The sequence below is a fragment of the Pseudoalteromonas sp. APC 3224 genome (assembly GCF_030407535.1).
Classification (GTDB): Bacteria; Pseudomonadota; Gammaproteobacteria; order Enterobacterales; family Alteromonadaceae; genus Pseudoalteromonas.
Map to the genome: position 1 here is coordinate 102,626 of NZ_JASDDF010000013.1, position 20,452 is coordinate 123,077.

Here is a 20,452-nt window from a genome sequence, read left to right on the forward strand (position 1 = left end):
TCCTCTAAAAGGGAAACAATGAGCTACTAAAGAAACGCGTTAACCAACCCGGGCTTTGTGCCTCTTGAGTTTGACCCTTACCTGAATACTGAATACGCGCATTCGCAATACGATTAGACTCAACGGTATTATCAGCATTAACATCTTGTGGACGCACTAACCCCTCTAAGCGAATAAATTCTTCACCGGTATTTAGCGTTAGCCATTTTTCACCGCGAATCACCAAATTACCATTTGGTAATACTCGCATCACGTTAACCGAAATATCGCCAACTAGGCTGTTTGATTGATTTGATCTTGAGTCACCTTTAAACGACGCATCACTACCAATACCAAATTGAATACTATCGCCACCAATATTAACCGGTAAACCACCTAAACCAATAACAGGATCGAGGCTAGCATCTGTTTGTTTATCTGTTTCTGTTTTAGCCGCTTTTGTGGCTTGGGTTGACTCTTGCAATTTAACCGTAATGATATCGCCTGTTCTAAGTGCTTTCTTATCGGCATATAAGTCATTCGATAATTGTGTACTGAATAAAGAGCCAGTTGCTACCACTGACTCCATATTAGGCTCTGGATACATAGGTGCATAGTAGGGATCGTCCTGCACTACTTCATTATTTTGTGTAGATACACAACCGCTTAACAGTAAAGTCCCTACTGCAAATAACATGATATTACGCATACAATCCCCCAAGACTATAATTGTTGATTGATGTAGCTCATCATTTCATCAACCGCTGAAATTACCTTTGAGTTCATTTCGTAAACTCGCTGAGTTTCAATCAAATTAACCAACTCTTCGGTCACATTTACATTTGATGTTTCAAGTGAACCTTGAATAATTGTACCTAAGCCCTCAACCCCCGGGTTACCTTGAACAGGTGCACCACTTACTGCAGTTTCGGTATAAAGGTTTTGCCCTATAGGCTCAAGGCCCGACGGATTGATAAAATCACTAATAGTAATTTGACCAATAACCACGTTTTCGGCTTGACCTTTAATGCGAACTGACACTTCACCATCTTGAGATACGGTGATTGACTGTGCATCATCAGGCACATTCATTTCAGGCTGAACAACATAACCAGCGCCCGAGGTTACAACACGCCCGTCGCCGTCGGTAGTAAACTGGCCATTACGCGAATAAGCAATATTGCCATCAGGCTGTAAAACTTCAAAAAAGCCAGGACCTGAAATCATCCAATCTAATGAATTTTCAGTGGTGAGCATATTACCTTGCGAAAAGTTTTTTTGGTTAGCCACCACCTTAGTACCCGCGCCCAACATTAAGCCTGACGGCATTTCGGTGTCTTGCGATGAGCGACCGCCTGGTTGATTAATATTTTGGTAGAGTAAGTCTTCAAAAATAGCGCGGCTTTTTTTGTAACCCACTGTACTGGCATTCGCTAAGTTATTTGATATAACCGATATATCTGTTTGTTGAGCGTCAAGCCCTGTTTTACTTATCCATAATGCTGGATTCATAATAATATCCTCACGTTATAGTTAAACGATGCGCATCAGCTGTTCTTGACGTTCGTCAATCTCTTCAGCTGTTTTCATCAGTTTTACTTGTAATTCAAATTGGCGTTGATGACTGATCATATCGACCATTTCATGCACAGGATTTACATTCGATTTTTCTAATGTGCCACCTAATACTTGTACATTGGCTGATGTTTCAACTATTTGGCCTGGTTTAGCTCTAAATAAGCCATCGTTACCCTTCTCGAGTGTAGCGTTGTTTGCATCAACCACTTTTAGCCGATCAACTTCTTCTAAAAAGTTAGCCGGTGCACCTTGAGGGCGAACTTGAATAGTGCCATCTTTGCTAAATTCAATTTTTTCAATCGGTACAGGTAATATGACTGGCCCACCTTCGCCAATAACTTGACGACCGTCGCTGGTAGTCAACATTCCTTCAGCCGTTATATTTAACGAACCCACTTTTGTATAGGCTTCATTACCGGAGGCATCCTGAACACTCAGCCATGCATTATCACTCATAGCAATATCAAGGCTGCGACCTGTTTCGACAACACCGCCCGATGTCATGTTAGATCCTGGGCGCTCCTGCATAGCAAAAACACGAGTCGGCAAACCTTCACCGAAAGCCTGCATTGACCGTGCTTGCGAAAAATCAGATTTAAACCCAGTGGTGTTTGCATTTGCCAAATTATTGGCTTTAAGAGCAAGCCCTTGCATGCTTTGTTTAGCGCCAGATGCGGCTATGTAGACCATTTTATCCATAACATCGACTCATTAAGAAATCTATATATGAGTAAATGCAATATAAGTGCCAAATTAAATTAAAGCATGAATAAGATTTTAAGAGAGGAATAAAAAAGGCTGCATTAAGCAGCCTTTATAAATCAAAATATGGTTATCGGATCTGTAAAATATTTTGTTGCAGCGTTGAATTCACTTCAAGCGCACGAGAGTTTGCTTGGAAGTTACGCTGCGCACTAATCAAATCAACCAGCTCTGTGGTTAAATTTGTATTTGATTGCTCGAGCGCTGAAGAATTGACTTTGCCTAAAGTTCCTGTTCCCGGTTCACCTGCAATCGGCTCACCTGAGGTTAAACTTTTTTTCCATGAAGTATCACCCACCTGTTGTAAACCTTGTGAGTTTGCAAACCTAACCATGGCTACTTGACCCAAATAGGTTGAGTCACCATTACTGTACGATGCAACTACTTTCCCATCAGTACCAATGTCAATACCCGCTAAGCGACCTACTGTCGCACCATCTTGCTCTAGTGCTTTTACTTCAAAGCGACTCGCAAACTGGCTTGGAACTTTATTTGATGTATTCGCTTCGTCGCGCCAGTTAATTGCTATATCACTAAACTGAGCACCATTACTTAATAGGCCACTTAAATTGGCCCCGGTTAAATTAACATCAGTAAAGGTTGGACCGACATTTGGAGCGCCATCGGTAGTTGCAGGCAAACCACTAGCATCAAACCCAAAGGTACTTAAAGGGCTTGGTGTTGCTGTGGGAGCACCGGTAGCATCAAACGGTTTTTTATCCAATGTACCATGCACTTGCCATTCATTAGGCGCTGTTTTTACAAAAAAGAATTGTAGAACGTGTGGCTCACCTAAAGAGTCATAAGTTGTAGTCGATGTAGATGCAGTATATGTGCTGCTGTCTGTTGCATCAAACGGTACTGCCACAACATCTTTACGTGAGTCAAGGTTGAAAGAAGTATATACGTTACTCGTAGAGCGTGGTGAACCAGAAGAGTCTGGTATTTGTAATGCAGATGAAGTACTAAGACTTACTGAGGTTGTATCTCCGGTAACCTCATCAACAGGGAAGCTCTGTAAAAAATTACCTTTGGCATCAACAACGAAATTGTCTTTATTAAGCTTAAATGCTCCAGCACGTGTAAAAGTTTGGTCTTGTGAATCCAGACTTTGAGTAGTTGCAAAGTAACCTTCACCCGTGATCGCTAAATCCAGTGAGTTATTAGTAAACTGCAGCGACCCTTGATGAAACTGCTGGGCAACCATGGTCGTTTGCACACCATCACCATTTTTCGTTTTGCCGGCACTGAATACTGATGATGCGTATACATCAGCAAATTCAGCACGAGACTCTTTAAAACCCGTGGTATTTACGTTGGCAATGTTATTGGCGGTAACATCCAAATCTTTTTGTGCGGCAGCAAGGCCTGTTAATGCAATATTGAAGCTCATAATTAACCTCTAACCTAAAAATATTTAGCCTGATGGCTAAAAAAATACATAAAATCTATTACGCGATTTCTGCGACATCAGTCAGCCTAACCGCACCTTCTTTAGTATTAATAATAATGCCGCTTGAGCCGTTAATATTAACACTTTCAATATTTTTGAATGTAGCTAATGGGAGGCTTGAAAATTCCCCATTTGTACTACCCTCTGCTTTGATGTTGTATTCACCAGGTGGTAGCCGTTCACCCGCTTCATTTTTACCATCCCATGCAAAACGGATGGCTCCTGCAGGCTGAGTGCCTAAATCTATAGTTTTAACCAGCTGCCCGGATGCATCTTCAATGCGGATCATTAAACTATCGACTGGCTTTTCAGCTACAACAGAACCTCTTGATTCACCCGACTCATTAAGCTCCAGTGTATCCGACTCCAACAAAGCTTGTTTGCCTACCAGTGTTGATGCTTGCAATGCCGAATTTGATGTCATCGACGCAGCTAAGGAATCAAAGTTAGAGTTCAAATTTGATATTCCTTCAGCCATGGTAAAGTTTGTCATTTGTGCAATCATCTGATCGTTATCAGCAGGTTTGCTGGGATCTTGATATGACAACTGCTGTGTTAACAACGAAAAAAAATCTTCTTGGGTTAACGCATCACTGTCTTCTTTTTGTGGCACTTGCTTATCTTGCCAACGTAAAGAGTCCATGTAGGATGAAGAAGTACTAATATCGTTACTCATGAGCTACCCTCAGTTACCGCTGACCTAACAGCAGTGTTTTACTTAACATTTGCTTAGCTGCATCAGCAACTTGAACATTTGTCTGATAAGAGCGAGATGCAGAAATCATATTTGCCATCTCCTCAACAACATTCACGTTGGGTTTATAAATGTAACCATTTTCATCCGCACTCGGGTGGTTTGGGTTATATTCAATTTGTAGTGGTTTATCACTCTCAACCACTCCTAACACTTTCACACCAACGGCAGAGCCCTGTGGGTTGCTTGCTGACGCTGACGCTTTTGTTAGCTCCGCAGCAAATACAGGTTGTCGCGCTCGGTACGTTTCATTTTGTGAAGAGCTAATTGTATTGGCATTAGAGATATTACTTGCGGTGGTATTTAATCGCACGTTTTGCGCGCTCATACCCGAACCTGCAATATCAAACACATTATATAAACTCATAATTAGGCTCCTTGACTACCGAGGGCTTTTTTCAGGCCTTTAAATTTACCATTAAGAAACTGGACACTGGCCTGATACTCCATAGCATTCTGTGTATACAAGTTCCGTTCCACTTGTATATCAACAGAGTTACCATCACCTGTATCTGTTTGATTTGGCGTACGAAATAATTCATCTCCACCTACAAAACGGGTACCACCGGCAATGTGTTTTTCGTTGGTTCTTACCATCGTATTGCCGCTTAGTTGGTTAGACTTTGCCGTTTTTAATGCTGAGGCAAAGTCGATATCTTTTGCTTTATAGCCGGGCGTATCAGCATTTGCGATATTAGTGGCGAGCATTTCTGCTCTTTGCGAACGGATCAACATCGCATGCGGATGCACGCCTAATGCTTTATCAAAACTGATAGCCATAACTATCTCCAAAAAATTGACTTAGTATCAATAAAGCAATAAGTAAGCCAGCAATGAAAGTAGTGATGATAAAAACAAAAAACGGCGCTACAGCGCCGTTTTTAGGAGGGGGTATATCTTAATATTCGTTATTTCTTTTGGTAAATAATGCCGGGGTTACAACGTACCATATCAAATTCGGTACTCAAACCAGACATAGATTCCGACGCACCTAAAAATAAATACCCCTTAGGGTTAAGTGCTTGAGAAAATTGTGCAATTATTTTGGCTTTCACCTCAGGTGAAAAATATATTAAAACATTACGGCAAAATATAATATCGAACTTACCCATCAAGGCGTACGAGTCGAGCAAATTTAAATGCCTAAAGCTCACTTGCTTTTTCAATGAGTCAACCACTTGTGCCATACCATTGCCGCTGTCTTTAAAAAATTTCTTACGACGATCAGCCGATAGCCCGCGAGCCAGTGCCAATGCATCATATTCAGCGTTTTTACACATATCCAGCATGGTATTTGAGATGTCAGTACCCACTATTTGTGCACCCATTTTTAAAACACCAGGACTACTTGATTGAAACTCAGCTACCGACATAGCAATTGAATAAGGTTCTTGCCCTGAAGAGCTCGCAGCAGACCATATTTTTAATGGTCTATTTAGCGCTTTAAACTCAGGGAATAATCTGGTTTTGAGCAACTCAAATGGATATTGATCTCTAAACCACAATGTTTCATTGGTTGTCATGGCATCAACAACAGCAGCGCGCAATTGGCGCTCATGTACGCCAAGTGTTTTGCTAACCAGTTCAGATAACGATTCAACATTAAATCGGGACATTAATGGCGCCAAGCGACTTTTAACCAAATACTGCTTATTTTCACCTAAAACAATACCGCACTGTTGTTCTAAAAATAAGCGAAATTGATCGTATTCTGTTTGCTGCAAATCTTTATTAGTCAAATCAATAACACCTATGTTTATTAATCACAATGAACCCACTTATTAACGGCTGTAGCAAGCTCGTCTGGATTAAATTTCGCTATAAAATCGTCAGCCCCTACTTTTTCAATCATTGCTTGGTTGAAAACACCACTTAATGAAGTATGTAAAATCACATGCAATGGTGCAAGTTTGGGATCTGCCTTAATTTCTGCAGTGAGCGTATAACCATCCATTTCGGGCATTTCTACATCTGAAATAAGTAACCCTACTCGCTCTGTAATATCGTTAACACAATCAAGCTCTGCAATTTCTTTTAGTCTTATTAAAGCTTCTTTACCATTTTTAGCAAGTTCAGTAGTTACGCCTAAAGGCTCTAACGCTCGTTTAACCTGATTTCGTGCCACGGCCGAATCATCGGCTATAAATACTATACGCTCACCCAAATCTTTTTGCATACTACCTTGAGCCTGAGCCGCAACATCTGCGCTAACCTCTGTATTTACTGGACAAATCTCGTTTAAAATTTGCTCAACATCGAGAATCTCAACTAACTCATTTTCAATTTCAGTCACGGCTGTTAAATAAGAATAACGCCCCGCACCTGATGGCGGAGGCAGTATTTTTTCCCAGTTCATGTTAACAATCCGCTCAACGCCACCAACTAAGAATCCTTGAACTGAACGGTTATATTCAGCAATGATAATAAAACCTTCTTCTATATTTTTTATAGGACGGCCACCTACAGCCATAGATAAGTCAATCACCGAAATAGTTTGGCCACGGATATGTGCAACACCTCGAATATAAGCATTAGCCTTTGGCATACTAGTAAGAGGCGGGCATTGTAATACCTCTCTTACTTTAAACACATTTATGCCGAAGCGCTGACGCCCGTTAAGCTTAAATAACAATAATTCTAAGCGGTTTTGCCCAACCAACTGAGTACGTTGGTTTACTGAGTCTAAAATACCGGCCATTTAAATCTCCTAAGAAAACAAATATAAGGAACGATAATTGCTTTCAATTAATAAAGCGTCATAACACAACGGGGGCGTCTAAATTCTGACGCAAAATATTTATACCCTGTTTGCAACCATAAGCATAGTCGAAACATTATGAGTTTGTTAAAAAAAATCAGAAGATACAGTGTTTTTTATTTTCTTGCTAGCCTCTGCTTCACTTTGCCACTAAAGGCTCAAGTATTTAGTAAAGAATCACTTCAAGAAATGGCTGTATCTTATGTTGCACAAAAAGCAGTGACTACAAATGATAACAAAATACAGTTTAGCGCATTACCGTTAGATAGCCGCATACCTGATCGCCATTGTAACTCTGAGCCAGAGCTAGTAACGCCAAGTGAGCCCCCTTTTAATCGTCAAGTCACCATTCAAATAAAATGTAACGATAGTGACAACTGGGCACAATACGTACATGTCAGAATCACTGAATCAGCACCCGTTGTAGTTGCAACGACTAATTTAGCACGAGGTGAAGTGATTACTCCATCCCATTTAAGTATTGATATGCGCCCTGCGCACTTTATACGCGTTCAGTATCTTGATGATCCTGCACAACTTATTGGTAGCCGCAGCAAACGTAATATTCGTGAAGGTATGCCAGTACTACTCAATCAAATTTGTATGGTTTGCAAAGGCGACTCTGTTAACATATTTGCCAATATTAAAGGGTTAAGAGTAAAAACCACGGGTGTTGCATTAGAGGATGGAACCTTAGGTGAACAAGTACGAGTAGAAAACAAAAAAACAGGTAAAGTTTTAAATGCACGGGTAGATGGTGTAGAGTCTGTGCAGGTAAATATTTAATGTAATTTATGCTAAAGTATCTTTAGTAAATGCCGATATATAGGCATCAGTTGGGTAATAAATGGGTTTTTATCATGGTCGGTCAAGTTAACAAATCAAATCAACAGCCTGGTGTTTTAACAAACACTCAACAGCAAAAAGTTGATTTAAAAAGAGATAATGCAAATACACAAGCTGCGCAAACGCCTTCACCTAAAGCTGCAAGCGATTCGGTGAGCTTAACACCGCAGGCCAAGCAATTAAAATCTTTACAAGAAAAAGCAGAGCAGTCTTCTGGTTTTGACAGCAACAAAGTTGCTGAGCTTAAAAAAGCGATTACCGAAGGCAAGTATCAAATAGACAGTGAGAAACTTGCCAAAAATTTAGCAGACTTCGAGTTTAATGTTTATGGCTGATCACAATAGTTTAATTACGATTAAACTAAACGAACAAATAAATTGTTTAACAACCTTGAGTGAGCTTCTTACTCAAGAACTTGATGCTATTGCCTCACGAAGAGGCGAAGGTTTAAAAGAAATTGCCCAACAAAAAATGTCTTTTTTAACCAGCATAAGCACCCTAGATAAAGAACTCAGTAAACTGATTGCCAGTAATGATCAGCAAACAGATGAAAACGCTGACTTAATAAAGCTAACTCGAGAAAAGCTTGAGCAGTGTCAAAAACAAAATGAAGTTAACGCTCATGCAGCGCACCAGGCGCAGTTAAGTGTAAAGCAATTAAAGGGTATTTTAATTGGCGCACCTTCGTCTATGACCTACGATCAAGCCGGTAGCGTAGTTAATACTGACAACAGCATTGTGCGTAACCTAAAAGCCTAAAGAATACTCATAAAAAAACGCCTAAACGATTATTCGTTTAGGCGTTTTTTTATGAGTAATAATTTGTCGGTTAGTAATAACTTGTCGCTTAGTAATAAGTGACTTTTTTCACTTCCCGTGGTTTTATCTCACCGATGTACAAGTCGTGCACGCGTTTCATATTAAGCTCAAGCTCGGTTATATACATATCATTAACGGCATAGGTTTTTATAATTTGTGCGCCTTTAATAATACCTTGTACTTTGCTTTGTAAATAATCATCTTGGGCAACCGAGCCTGCGACCGTTGTACCTGCGGTAATTTTTTGCCCGTATACTTGTTCGGTTAGTTCACGATAAGCCTCGAGCTTTGAGGCCTTAATGGCCATAAGTTGTTTTTGAGTGTCATTACTTCCCGACTGCAAACTAATGGGCGCGTACCCTATTGCTTTTAATACAGGGTAATTATTTGGCTCAACATATTTATATTCAACGTGCTTATCAAATATATTGCTACAACCGCTTAACGTTAAGCAGCCTAATGTGATCATTAATGGCATTACTCGCATCATACAGGGCCTTTAAAAACTAATTAAACTCAGTTATGCACGTTTAATGCCAGTGATACCTATATTCTGTAACAACAAATAATAGTGGTACATTACTTGCTGAGACTCATTAACGCTAACGTTTAATTGGAGTAAGAGTATGAAGTCGTTTTTAAAAGCAGTATTGGCAGGATTAAGCACCACTGCTGTATTAACGTTTTCACCTTTTACCCACGCTCAGTGGTATGAGTCTACAGGCCATGCGGTTATTCAAAATAGCGATATTCCTAGTGCAAAAGCCGCAGCCATAAAAGATGCGATAACCCAAGCCTTAGTATTTTCTGGGGCGCGTGTAAGTTCAGTGCAAACCCTTGTAGATGGCGTATTAACTCAAGACCAACTAAAAATAAGTAGCCAAGGCGAAATCCAAAAAATAGAACTCGTTAGCGAAAACCGCAGCAGTGATGAATTTGCGATTACCTTACGCCTAGATATTTTTGCACAAACCGAACAATGCCCGCAAAGCAACTTCAATAAATTTATAGCCGTGACGCAAAGCCAATTAACTAATCGCGAACACGCTAGAATGGGTCAAATATTTGACATTAATAAAGCCGTAAGCAAAAACATCTACACGGCACTGCAAAAATCAAAAATGAGTGCCGTCCCTGTTGCCTATTTCAATAAAGCGATAAAAGTCGATACTTATTTTAATCAACAGCATGACTATTCTAACAGCCAGTTAGAGGAAATTTCATCGCGCAGTAACGCGCAATACGTGTTGTTAAGCCAAATTACCAGTTTATCCACCAGCGATAAACTCAATAGCGACTATGCATTTTGGCAAGATGAAAGCTATCAGCGTCACTACCAAATAGAGTTTAGTTTATTTAATGGCACTACTTATGAACCCTTGTGGCAACAAAGCTATCAAAGCCAAGCTATCTGGCCATTTGAAAAAACAACTATTATTGATGTAAACAGTAATCGTTTTTGGCAGTCACCTTTTGGTCAAAGTATTAGTGAGATAAACCAAACCCTAAGTTACGATTTGCAAGCAGCCATGGCGTGCCTACCCACTCAAGGCAAAATTATGCACATGGAAAATAATAAACTCGTCATTAATTTAGGAAAGGCACATGGCTTAGAAAAAGGCCAACAGCTGAGTATTGCTCATCATAATTATTTAACAGACGCGCAAGGCAACACCATGCCGCATACTATAACCACTTTGAACCGTATTCGTGTAGAGCAGCTATATCAGCACAGTGCCATTGCCGTCAGTATTAATGATCAGCCTTTACCGGGCGTACAAATTAACGATATTGTGGAAGTTGCAACGCCCTAAAGTACTTGGGTTAGCTTAACTTTTAAATTATCGTGAGCGCTTAACCAATCTGCTAACTGCTCAACCCCAGATAAATGCGGGTAGTGCTTTCGGCAGGCCAATACAATATTACGTTGCTGATTAGGAAAAATAGGCAAATAATGAATTCCCTCTCGGGGGATTGCAGCAAGTTTTGGCACAAACGTAACCCCATCGTCCATCGCCACCAGCGCTAATAAGGTTTCTAAGCTATTACCTTGATACTGGCTAGAAACATCCACTCCTGCCGAAAAACAAAACTGCTGAGCTTGATCTTTAAAGCAATGGCCATCACTTAACATTAATAGGTTACTACCTTGAAGGTCTTGCAGTGCTACCTTTTTATTTACAGCTAAAGCGTTATCAGCAGATACCGCAACTAAAAAGTCTTCTTTATATACATTAATAGTATGGTAATTTTTTAGCTCAGGCACATCCGCTAAAATTGCAAAATCCACCTCGCCACTGTCTAGCGCAGCTAAAATGGTAGAAGTTTGCATTTCAATAAACGAAAACTGACTTTGAGTAAATGCCGCTTTCATTGATGTAAGCAGTGTAGGTAGTAAATACGGGGCAATAGTAGGAATAATACCAATACTCAGCTTGCCCTGTAACGGTTGGTTAGAAGTAGCAGCCAGTTCTTTTAATATTTGAGTTTGTTCTAATATAAGAGTGATTTGTGTCAACAAACGTTCACCTTGGGTTGTTAAGGTGACGTGCTTAGTTGAACGGTCAAATAAGATAACCCCTAATTCTTGTTCTAGCTTTTTAATTTGCCCACTCAAGGTGGGCTGGCTTACAAAGCAGGCATCAGCCGCTTTGCGAAAATGTTTAAAATGCGCAACGGCTTTTACATATTCTAAATCTTTTAAGTTCATATTCACATACAACCTGATAGCTTATGCCTATCAGTTTAATACAAACAAACGATTGGAACTATATTTAATTGTTCGCCATAATGGCTATCAACAAATCAAGAGGAACTAAAAACATGTTAAACAATATTGAAGGTCAAACAATCCCTAACGTTACATTTGCAACGCGTCAGAACGACGAGTGGAAATCAGTAACATCAGACGACATTTTTAAAGGCAAAACAGTCGTTGTGTTTTCACTACCTGGTGCATTTACACCAACGTGTTCATCAACTCACCTACCACGCTACAACGAGTTAGCTGGTGTACTTAAACAAAATGGCGTTGACGACATTGTTTGTGTATCAGTAAACGATACCTTTGTAATGAACGCATGGGCTGAACATCAAGAAGCGCAAAACATTACTTTACTACCAGATGGTAACGGTGAATTTACTGACGGCATGGGTATGTTAGTTGATAAAAACGATTTAGGTTTTGGTAAGCGCAGCTGGAGATACTCTATGCTGGTTAAAGATGGCGTAGTAGAGAAAATGTTCATCGAGCCAGATTTACCAGGCGACCCGTTTGAAGTATCAGACGCTGACACTATGCTTGATTACATCAACCCAACTCAAGTAAAACCAGAGGCGGTTACTCTATTTACTAAGCCTGGTTGTCCTTTCTGTAAAAAAGCAAAAGAGCTACTTACAGCTAAAGGCTTTGCTTTTGAAGAAATCGTAATGGGTGCTGGCGCATCACTTACCAGCCTTAAAGCAGTATCGGGCCGTGAAACCGTACCACAAGTATTTATTGGTGGTAAGCACATTGGTGGCTCAGACGATTTAGAAAAATACTTTGCTTAATTAAGTAAATAAAACAGGGGCTGCAACGCCCTTGTTTATTAAAGGAAAAACACTATGAAAGAATTGCAAACCGACGTTGTTGTTATAGGTGCAGGTACCGCTGGTTTAAGTGCCTACCGTAATGCTAAACAGTTTACTCAAAACGTACTTATGATTGAATCAGGCCCATACGGTACAACCTGCGCACGTGTTGGTTGCATGCCAAGTAAATTATTGATTGCTGCAGCAGAAGCCGCGCACTCAATAGAAATGGCACCTGCCTTTGGAGTTCACAGCTCAAAACCGGTTATTGACGGTAAAGCCGTCATGGCACGAGTTAAAAGTGAGCGCGATCGCTTTGCAGGATTCGTAGTAGAAGCCGTAGATGAAATACCTAGCGAAGATAAAATTCGTGGCTATGCACAGTTTTTAGACGCCAACCGCGTGCAAATAGATGAGCACACCATTATCACTGCTAAACGCTTTGTAATAGCAACAGGTTCACGCCCATCTTACCCTGGCGTATTTAATAACTTTGGCGACCGACTGATTATTAATGACGATGTATTCGACTGGGATGATTTACCAGAATCAGTAGCCGTATTTGGCCCAGGCGTTATAGGCCTTGAAATTGGCCAAGCGTTGCACCGATTAGGGGTAAAGGTAAAACTCTTTGGTGTAGGTGGTGCCATAGGCCCACTAACCGACCCAGTAGTTAAAGATTACGCTAACACCGTATTTGCAGAAGAATTTTATGTTGATACCGACTCAAACGTTTCAGATATGAAACAGGTAGGTAATAAAGCAGAGCTAACCTATACCGACAAACAAGATGTTAAACATACCGAGCAGTTTGACTATGTTCTGGCTGCAACAGGGCGAGTACCTAACACCGATAAACTAGGGTTAGAAAACACCGGCATAGAGCTTGATGAGCGTGGCGTACCACTCGCTGATGCCCACACTATGCAATGTGGCGACTCAAACATATTTATTGCCGGCGATGCCAGTAACATGATCCCACTGCTTCACGAAGCATCCGATCAAGGAACAATCGCAGGGCAAAACGCAGGCCGCTACCCTCATGTACGTGCGGGTTTACGCCGCGCTAAAATTGCCGCCGTATTTAGTGACCCACAGATAGCTATGGTTGGTGAAAGCTTTAAAGAAATTAGCGAACGATTAGGAAGCTGTGACTGCTTTGAAATAGGCGAAGTCAGCTTTGAAAACCAAGGCCGCAGCCGCGTTATGCTAAAAAACAAAGGCCACATGCGTGTGTATGCCGAGCACGGTACCGGCTTATTTTTAGGTGCTGAATTTATAGGCCCTCAAGCAGAGCACATAGCACACTTACTTGCATGGGCTGTACAAAACAAAATGACTGTACCACAAATGCTTGATATGCCTTTTTATCACCCTGTTATTGAAGAAGGCCTACGCACTGCACTACGTGATTTAAACGCTAAATTAAAATTTGGCCCAGACATTATTAACCATTGTATGGAATGTGGCCCAGGCGCATAACACATCACTAATACACACTTGCTACTCAAAGCCAAAACCATTGTTTTGGCTTTTTTTATGTTAAAAACTGGTATATAAAATGGAGTTTAAACTGCTACACTCAGATTAATAAACAAACAAAAATGGACCGAAAATGAGCAATAATAAATATAGACTTGTCACTCGAAGCGATTTTGACGGCCTAGTGTGTGCCGTATTACTTAAAGATTTAGATTTAATCGACGATATTTTATTTGTGCATCCAAAAGACATGCAAGACGGTAAAATAGCCATTACCAGCAACGACATTACCACTAACCTCCCCTATGTTGCCGGTTGTCATATTGCATTTGATCACCACTTAAGTGAAACCGTTCGTAACGAAAGCGATATAAAAAACCATATTATTGACCCAGATGCGCCCTCTGCAGCACGCGTTGTTTATGACTATTATGGTGGCGCAGAGAAATTCCCTAATATTTCAACTGACATGATGGAAGCGGTTGATAAAGGGGATTCGGCACAATTTACAAAAGACGAAATTTTAAACCCAACAGACTGGGTACTGATGAACTTTATTATGGATGCGCGCACAGGACTTGGCCGTTTTCGTGAATTCAAAATTTCTAATTACCAGTTAATGATGAAGTTAATTGACGCCTGTAAAGATCACAGCATAGAACAAATACTAGCAATGGAAGATGTTGCCGAGCGTGTTGCGTTATACCACGAGCACAACGCACAAGCTAAAGAGCAAATAGACCGCTGCTCATCAGTACACGACAACTTAGTGGTACTCAATTTAACCGAAGAAGAAACCATTTACGCTACTAACCGCTTCGTTATTTACGCCATGTTCCCCGAATGTAATATCTCAATACATAAAATGTGGGGGCTTAAAAAGCAAAACGTGGTGTACGCCATTGGTAAATCAATCACCAACCGCAGCTCCAATACTAATGTTGGCGAGTTATGCCTTAAATACGGTGGCGGCGGCCATCTAAATGCTGGTACTTGCCAAGTAGAAACAAACAAAGCTGAGCAGGTACTGAGCGAGCTTATCGCTACAATTACTAGTGATGGTTAAGAACTAGCTATCAGCTATCAGCTATCAGCTATCAGCTATCAGCTATCAGCTATCAGCTATCAGCTATCAGCTATCAGCTATCAAAATAATAAAGCGAGTAAATTTATGTTACTCGCTTTATTATTTGTAATTAGAAAAGATTTTATAAATGAGAAGAAACGGGCAAGTGCTTACAAAACTATTACGATGGTGAACTCATACTTAAAGTAAAAGGATTGTGGTTCGCTGGTAAAGCTATAATCACAAGGCACTATTCATGGAAGGTAGAAAAGGCATAACCTAAAGCTAGAACGAGTTAGCTAAAGCTATCATCAATAAATAAAACTGTAGTTAAATACAACATTTCAAATAGCTAAAGATCTTAATTTAGCTTTAGCTCATATCCAATAAAGTCTCAAAGCCAAGAACAACCTTTAGTTCACTATTTGCCAGAATGGCAAAAAAGGTCTTACTTGGAGTTCTGTAAATAACTGTACTAAGTAATATAAAAATGCGGTTACTTCATTGTCAGCTTAGAGCTGTAAAGTGATATTCTATAAATTCATTTTTTAAATAATATAAATTAAATAGAAAGAGAATAAAGACAGAGTAATGCAGAGGTAGTTTGACGCAGTGCGCGTGGGTTAATAAGTTTTGTTCAACTTGAGTACTAAAGCGTAGACTAAAGAGCACATATTACGTGCAGTTTAAATACAAAAAATCTATTCTCTAGACCTAGACACATATAAGAATAATTTTTCGATATTTAAAAACAAAAAACTGACATAAGAGTCAGTTTTTTTAAGATAAATATAAAGCTATTAATTTATTGTGGGTTCAGGATCGCTTTTTTTGCTTTACCAGCTTTAATCGCAATATTACAAGCTTTTGATAGCTTACGCATAGCTTCAACTTTACGTTGATTAGTCACTTCATTTCTTTTTGAACGCATAATCTACTCCGTCATTACCAAAACCACACCATGGCTCATATTCTAGTCGATCAACATACCGATTTGCAAGCAAATTGTAAAATGAGACAAGTCTTTTGTCTGCGGCTGACGCAGTGTAAGCTGTAGCCCCGTTATCTATAGAATGAGATAATATTAACCCTGAAATAACCCTACCTAGCAAGTTTAGTTGCTTTCTTGTAGCAGGTTCCTTTGGTCGCTCAAATGGAGTTTCATTTTCAATATTAGATTTAAGATCAAACTTAATCTCATAGCAATTTTCGTCGAGTTCCATCCCTATTAATGATTCAGTTTCTTCAAGTCTTTCTGCACTAAAATCGCTTTCAGTCGAGGGAAGTATATATACTATGTACTCATCACCCATGATATTACATTCGAGCTGGCTTACAGTATAGCCTAAATCAACTTCGATGAACTCAACCTGTGGCAAATTATTATGATCTAGAGCTCTAAAAGTATCTACAACATCACCTAGAACCGTGTCAGTACTTGTTTCATTATTGGGCATCACATTGTAGTTTAAAAACCTTGCTCCACTTGCAAGTACATTGTCTTCGATAGCAGCTAATGGAAAACCTGTATTACTGACACCCAACACAATTAAAATATCATTTTGTTCCCATTTTAATTCAAAAAGATCTATGCTTGGAATATCTTTAAAACTAACAATACTATTTGGTTCAGCTATAGAGCCGTGTATATGTATAGCACTTCCACCTGACTTTTCGATTAAATCATCAATATTAAGTGTGTAGTGTTTAAACTCTACACCAATAGAATCACAGTATGTCTCAAGGTACTTACATTCAAAGTGAGCTTGATTTGGCATAAATGTCGCGTATCTGTAGCCAATAGCCTCAATTAACTTCAATAATTCAGATTCATCAGCTACTTGAAACTGTTTATACTCAGGAGTTTCTTTGATGTTTTCATATAAAGGTAAACCCGAAGGAACAGAAAGTCCTGCACCTGATAAGATAACTACTTTCATAATTTGAATACACTATTGTTCATTCGAATTACCAATCCTCGGTTATTATGCTCATATCCATTAAAAAAATACCATAACGGACAATTATGCATCAAAGGCTTATAAATTCCAATAAACTAAATAAGACTATAAGCCTTCAAGTAGAAAAAACTATTAACTTTACATCTGTGCAGATGAGCTCAACCAGCTACTTTTGCATTTATTAGATGCTTATAAATTAAATCACGATACAAAATTATCGGGGGTATTAAGAAGGTATAAATAGCCTCTCTAAAATTATAATAATTCAATTTAGATTGCTATAAATGCGCTATAAAAAATAAACTTCACAACAGGAGGTGCTCGTAACCCATTGATTTTATTGGTAGCCCCTGCAGGAATCGAACCTGCAACTGCCCCTTAGGAGTGCATTTTATAGATGTATTCCTATATACCCCAATGAACAACAAAAAACAAAAAACTAACATAAGCAATTGTTTTAAATAAATTAAAAACAAACAAAAAAAATACACCATTGTTCTCCCTTGTTCTTTGCGGCACAATGCACTTGCTACATATGTGCTACACAAGAAGAAACAGCATGCCAGTCAAAGCCAAAATAACGTTATCGAGTATTAAAGCTTTAAAACCTGCCGATAAACGATTAAATGATACCGAAGTAACAGGTTTTCATGCTCGCATATCTAGTGTAGGAGCAATATCTTACTTCTTGTTCTATAGGCACAAAGGCAAACAAGTAAATTATCACTTAGGCTATGATGGACGAATTACCCCAGCACAAGCCAGAGATTTAGCAAAAAATAAAATTGCCGAGGTAACTCAGGGTACTAATGTTCACGAAGTAAAAAAGCAAGACCGCATTAAAACTAAAGAATCAAAACTATCTACCCTGCAACACTTTTTAGACGAAAAATATTTTCCTTGGCTGTTATCTCGTAACCCCAAAACAGCAGAGAAAACAAAAAAGGCATTTCAATCAGCATTTAGTAAATTCATGGACTTTCAACTTTCAGCGATAACAGCATGGGAAGTGGAAAAATGGCGAAATAAGCGCTTAGCTGATGGAATTAAACCAGCAACTACAAACCGCCAACTAAATTTAATTAAAGGCTGCTTAAGCCGTGCGGTCGAATGGGAAGTTATTGATAGCCACGATTTACAAAAAGTTAAGGCTCAAACTGTAGATAACGCGAAAGTTCGCTATTTATCAAAAGATGAAGAATACCGTTTACGGGAAAGCCTTGCTAAGTTCGATATTAAGCACCTCACCACTATCGTTATTCTTGCTATCAATACAGGTATGCGTAAAGGCGAGATTTTATCGCTTAATTGGAATGACATTAACCTAGATAAAAAAATACTGACGGTCGATTTTCAAAATGCTAAATCAGGCAATACTCGCCACATACCCTTAAATACACAGGCGTTTAATGTGTTGAATGATTGGCAAAAACTATCGGGAAATATTGGGTATGTGTTTAAAGATAGTAACCAGCAACGAATAGTAGATTTTAGATATGATTGGGCAGCACTTTTAGAAGATGCAAGCATAACCGATTTTAGATTTCACGACTTACGCCACCACTTTGCAAGTAAGCTAGTAATGGCAAGTGTAGATTTAAATACAGTGCGTGAACTTTTAGGTCATAGTGACTTAAAAATGACGCTAAGATATGCACACTTAGCGCCAGAACATAAAGCAGCAGCGGTTAATTTGATTGGTTAAACCTACTCAAGTATTACTGCCAGATAGTTTAGAAGTATGTGAGTAAGTCGGTATTAAAAACTAGCCCTGTCAGATTATTATCGTTAACTAATTTTTTGAAATCGTCGGTGCAGTAGAGTGACAGACCTGATTGCATTTTCGATTTAAAAATAAGCTTTTTGCTTATATCCTCATCATCAAAAGCAAGTGACTTTAACCCATCTTCAAAGCCATCTAGGTATGCTCTTTCTGTTAGGCTCAAATCCTCTTGAGCAAATATTAATGGATTGAACAAATATAAGTTATCACCATTAGTCTTTAAATCAATGAACTCACCAAATTCACTTAAATAGGCATTTAAGCGCTCATAAGCAGAATCATTCAGCACTAAAAATGAACCGTATAAATTAACGTCATAGTTTTGCTTTTTTGCCCTTGGCTCATGCTTACATTCAAAACCATTAGGAGATAGCTCTGATAATGTAGCTTTTCCTTTAGGGACATCATTCATAACGACTTGAATAATATTATCGCTCATAGGCTTATTCGAGTTCTTAACTATCTGTTTTGACATTTCCATTATATCAAGGTTAATTACATCGTAAGCATTTGTTGGCTTTCTTAATTGATATACATTCATATGCCTTTCCACTGCTTATCTATTTTCTCAAATATTTTACTTGGCAACGTACCAGTCCTAATTGCAACTTTTACATTTCGAAGTTTATTGGTGAACAACGCTTTGTTTCCGTTCATGTCCCCACCTAGGCTACCGCCTATCCATGATTCATAATTGTATCTATGTATTTTTCTGTGTGGTGGCGCATCTTTTGTAGCCCAGTCATGAGCTTTATTTTTAACAAAGTTAATAAGCCAAATGCCATTATGTGGATCATTAATCCCTATACCTGCCATATGAAGGTTTAACCTTGCTCGTAATATAGCTTGTTGGTTGTATCGCCCTTTACCTGAAATAATATGATGTGCTTCATGCTCTTTTGTAGGCTTAGGCTCACCAACTGAAAATAAGTAACGCGCAAGTGTATTTGTTGGATGGTGCTGTTCTTCAGCAAGTTCAAACTGCGCAGCCGATGAGTTTAATTCTCGGTATTCTTTAAGTGCTATTTGCGCAATAGATACAGATTCGATACGCTTTTTTTCTGCTTGTAGATGATCATAATCGTTAACTAGTTTTTTTAACTTCTCAGTATCGGGATTTTGCTTGTTAGCCTCGTCATGATACTTCTTTGCTTTTAATTCGAAGTTATAAATAGCCATTGCTAGCGGAGATGGATCTGAAGGACGTTCGGGTCTAGGGTACGTTTTTTGTAATTGCATAGTAAAATAGTCCATTATTTCAATGTGGTGAATCTAATATAGCCCCAATTAAAACGCAAGCCATTTATCAAAGAGCATAAATACTTTTTAAACTAATCGTTATTAATCCTAGTTACAAATTATCGGGGAATATTGGCTATATACTTAAAGGCAATGAATAACCAAGACTAGATTTTAGATATGACTGGGCGGCACTTTTAGTAGATGCGAACATTACCTACTTTAGGTAAACGACTTGTATCACTACTTTACGAGTAAGTTGGTAATGAAAAGAGTAGACTGAAATACTGTTAGAGAGTTTCGAGGTCATAGTGGCTTTAAAATAAAGCTAAGGCAAGCGCACTTGCCTCTGGCTATAAAATTACTGCTATAAATTTACTAATTTACTAATTTACAAAA

Annotated in this window: 23 protein-coding genes; 8 read left to right on the forward strand and 15 right to left on the reverse strand. The window is 39.1% G+C overall.

Annotated features, from left to right (window positions below; all coding sequences use genetic code 11):
- Positions 1-4: 4 nt before the first annotated feature.
- The 9 genes from flgH to QL989_RS08660 form a co-directional block, all read right to left on the reverse strand.
- Entirely contained in the window at positions 5-688 is a 684-nt protein-coding gene (flgH, locus tag QL989_RS08620; protein WP_290169765.1) for a flagellar basal body L-ring protein FlgH, read from the reverse strand.
- A 14-nt stretch (positions 689-702) separates the two neighbouring features.
- Positions 703-1,491: a flagellar basal-body rod protein FlgG gene (flgG, locus tag QL989_RS08625; RefSeq protein WP_008113073.1), complete on the reverse strand. Its 789-nt coding sequence runs from the start codon at positions 1,489-1,491 to the stop codon at positions 703-705.
- A gap of 21 nt (positions 1,492-1,512) precedes the next feature.
- A complete protein-coding gene (locus QL989_RS08630) occupies positions 1,513-2,256 on the reverse strand; it encodes a flagellar basal body rod protein FlgF (protein WP_290169767.1) in 744 nt (247 codons plus the stop codon).
- A gap of 133 nt (positions 2,257-2,389) precedes the next feature.
- Positions 2,390-3,712 carry a flagellar hook protein FlgE gene (gene flgE / locus QL989_RS08635; protein WP_138605271.1) on the reverse strand — a complete coding sequence of 441 codons (1,323 nt, stop codon included), beginning with the start codon at positions 3,710-3,712 and terminating at the stop codon, positions 2,390-2,392.
- 58 nt (positions 3,713-3,770) lie between these two features.
- Positions 3,771-4,448 carry a flagellar hook assembly protein FlgD gene (locus QL989_RS08640; protein WP_178956429.1) on the reverse strand — a complete coding sequence of 226 codons (678 nt, stop codon included), beginning with the start codon at positions 4,446-4,448 and terminating at the stop codon, positions 3,771-3,773.
- Positions 4,449-4,461: 13 nt separating this feature from the next.
- A complete protein-coding gene (gene flgC / locus QL989_RS08645) occupies positions 4,462-4,893 on the reverse strand; it encodes a flagellar basal body rod protein FlgC (RefSeq protein WP_008113068.1) in 432 nt (143 codons plus the stop codon).
- 2 nt (positions 4,894-4,895) lie between these two features.
- Positions 4,896-5,306: a flagellar basal body rod protein FlgB gene (gene flgB, locus QL989_RS08650; protein ID WP_138605269.1), complete on the reverse strand. Its 411-nt coding sequence runs from the start codon at positions 5,304-5,306 to the stop codon at positions 4,896-4,898.
- A 128-nt stretch (positions 5,307-5,434) separates the two neighbouring features.
- Positions 5,435-6,265 (reverse strand): protein-glutamate O-methyltransferase CheR, encoded by an 831-nt coding sequence (locus QL989_RS08655; protein WP_138605268.1) that lies wholly within the window; start codon positions 6,263-6,265, stop codon positions 5,435-5,437.
- Between the two features lie 20 nt (positions 6,266-6,285).
- The gene (locus tag QL989_RS08660) at positions 6,286-7,224 is read right to left on the reverse strand and encodes a chemotaxis protein CheV (protein ID WP_138605267.1); all 939 of its coding nucleotides are present in this window, start codon (positions 7,222-7,224) and stop codon (positions 6,286-6,288) included.
- Between the two features lie 138 nt (positions 7,225-7,362).
- Between QL989_RS08660 and flgA the strand changes: the two genes are divergently transcribed.
- The 3 genes from flgA to flgN all read left to right on the forward strand — a co-directional run bounded on the left by flgA (position 7,363) and on the right by flgN (position 8,889).
- Positions 7,363-8,070 carry a flagellar basal body P-ring formation chaperone FlgA gene (flgA, locus tag QL989_RS08665; RefSeq protein ID WP_198523551.1) on the forward strand — a complete coding sequence of 236 codons (708 nt, stop codon included), beginning with the start codon at positions 7,363-7,365 and terminating at the stop codon, positions 8,068-8,070.
- A 74-nt stretch (positions 8,071-8,144) separates the two neighbouring features.
- On the forward strand, positions 8,145-8,465 hold the full coding sequence (gene flgM, locus QL989_RS08670) for a flagellar biosynthesis anti-sigma factor FlgM (RefSeq protein ID WP_010387860.1): 321 nt from the start codon (positions 8,145-8,147) through the stop codon (positions 8,463-8,465).
- The gene (gene flgN, locus QL989_RS08675; RefSeq protein WP_033104122.1) at positions 8,458-8,889 is read left to right on the forward strand and encodes a flagellar export chaperone FlgN; all 432 of its coding nucleotides are present in this window, start codon (positions 8,458-8,460) and stop codon (positions 8,887-8,889) included. Before flgM ends, flgN begins: the two co-directional genes overlap by 8 nt.
- A gap of 88 nt (positions 8,890-8,977) precedes the next feature.
- Here flgN and QL989_RS08680 read toward each other — a convergent pair whose 3' ends face one another.
- Positions 8,978-9,436 (reverse strand): LPP20 family lipoprotein, encoded by a 459-nt coding sequence (locus tag QL989_RS08680; RefSeq protein WP_010387855.1) that lies wholly within the window; start codon positions 9,434-9,436, stop codon positions 8,978-8,980.
- 139 nt (positions 9,437-9,575) lie between these two features.
- On the opposite strand from QL989_RS08680, the gene QL989_RS08685 reads away from it, so the two are divergent.
- Positions 9,576-10,763: a flagellar assembly protein T N-terminal domain-containing protein gene (locus tag QL989_RS08685; RefSeq protein ID WP_138605264.1), complete on the forward strand. Its 1,188-nt coding sequence runs from the start codon at positions 9,576-9,578 to the stop codon at positions 10,761-10,763.
- Here QL989_RS08685 and QL989_RS08690 read toward each other — a convergent pair.
- A complete protein-coding gene (locus QL989_RS08690) occupies positions 10,760-11,659 on the reverse strand; it encodes a LysR substrate-binding domain-containing protein (RefSeq protein ID WP_290169779.1) in 900 nt (299 codons plus the stop codon). The two genes, QL989_RS08685 and QL989_RS08690, sit on opposite strands and share 4 nt — an antisense overlap.
- A gap of 113 nt (positions 11,660-11,772) precedes the next feature.
- Here QL989_RS08690 and QL989_RS08695 point away from each other — a divergent pair, with 113 nt between their 5' ends.
- From QL989_RS08695 to QL989_RS08705, 3 genes are all read left to right on the forward strand, one after another.
- Positions 11,773-12,501 (forward strand): glutathione peroxidase, encoded by a 729-nt coding sequence (locus QL989_RS08695; RefSeq protein ID WP_008111816.1) that lies wholly within the window; start codon positions 11,773-11,775, stop codon positions 12,499-12,501.
- A gap of 54 nt (positions 12,502-12,555) precedes the next feature.
- Entirely contained in the window at positions 12,556-14,004 is a 1,449-nt protein-coding gene (locus QL989_RS08700; protein ID WP_290169782.1) for a dihydrolipoyl dehydrogenase, read from the forward strand.
- 133 nt (positions 14,005-14,137) lie between these two features.
- Positions 14,138-15,070 carry an exopolyphosphatase gene (locus tag QL989_RS08705; protein WP_178956433.1) on the forward strand — a complete coding sequence of 311 codons (933 nt, stop codon included), beginning with the start codon at positions 14,138-14,140 and terminating at the stop codon, positions 15,068-15,070.
- An 805-nt stretch (positions 15,071-15,875) separates the two neighbouring features.
- Here QL989_RS08705 and QL989_RS08710 read toward each other — a convergent pair.
- Both QL989_RS08710 and QL989_RS08715 read right to left on the reverse strand, forming a co-directional pair.
- The gene (locus QL989_RS08710) at positions 15,876-16,001 is read right to left on the reverse strand and encodes a hypothetical protein (RefSeq protein ID WP_256729715.1); all 126 of its coding nucleotides are present in this window, start codon (positions 15,999-16,001) and stop codon (positions 15,876-15,878) included.
- Positions 15,982-17,010 (reverse strand): hypothetical protein, encoded by a 1,029-nt coding sequence (locus tag QL989_RS08715; protein WP_178956434.1) that lies wholly within the window; start codon positions 17,008-17,010, stop codon positions 15,982-15,984. The genes QL989_RS08710 and QL989_RS08715 overlap by 20 nt, the downstream gene beginning before the upstream one ends.
- A 580-nt stretch (positions 17,011-17,590) precedes the next feature.
- Here QL989_RS08715 and QL989_RS08720 point away from each other — a divergent pair.
- On the forward strand, positions 17,591-18,736 hold the full coding sequence (locus QL989_RS08720) for a site-specific integrase (protein ID WP_290169784.1): 1,146 nt from the start codon (positions 17,591-17,593) through the stop codon (positions 18,734-18,736).
- 28 nt (positions 18,737-18,764) lie between these two features.
- On the opposite strand, the gene QL989_RS08725 is transcribed toward QL989_RS08720, so the two are convergent.
- The gene (locus QL989_RS08725; protein ID WP_290169786.1) at positions 18,765-19,355 is read right to left on the reverse strand and encodes a hypothetical protein; all 591 of its coding nucleotides are present in this window, start codon (positions 19,353-19,355) and stop codon (positions 18,765-18,767) included.
- Positions 19,352-20,053, reverse strand: coding sequence for an AHH domain-containing protein (locus QL989_RS08730; protein ID WP_290169788.1), 702 nt, complete (start codon positions 20,051-20,053; stop codon positions 19,352-19,354). The genes QL989_RS08725 and QL989_RS08730 overlap by 4 nt, the downstream gene beginning before the upstream one ends.
- Positions 20,054-20,452 lie beyond the last annotated feature (399 nt).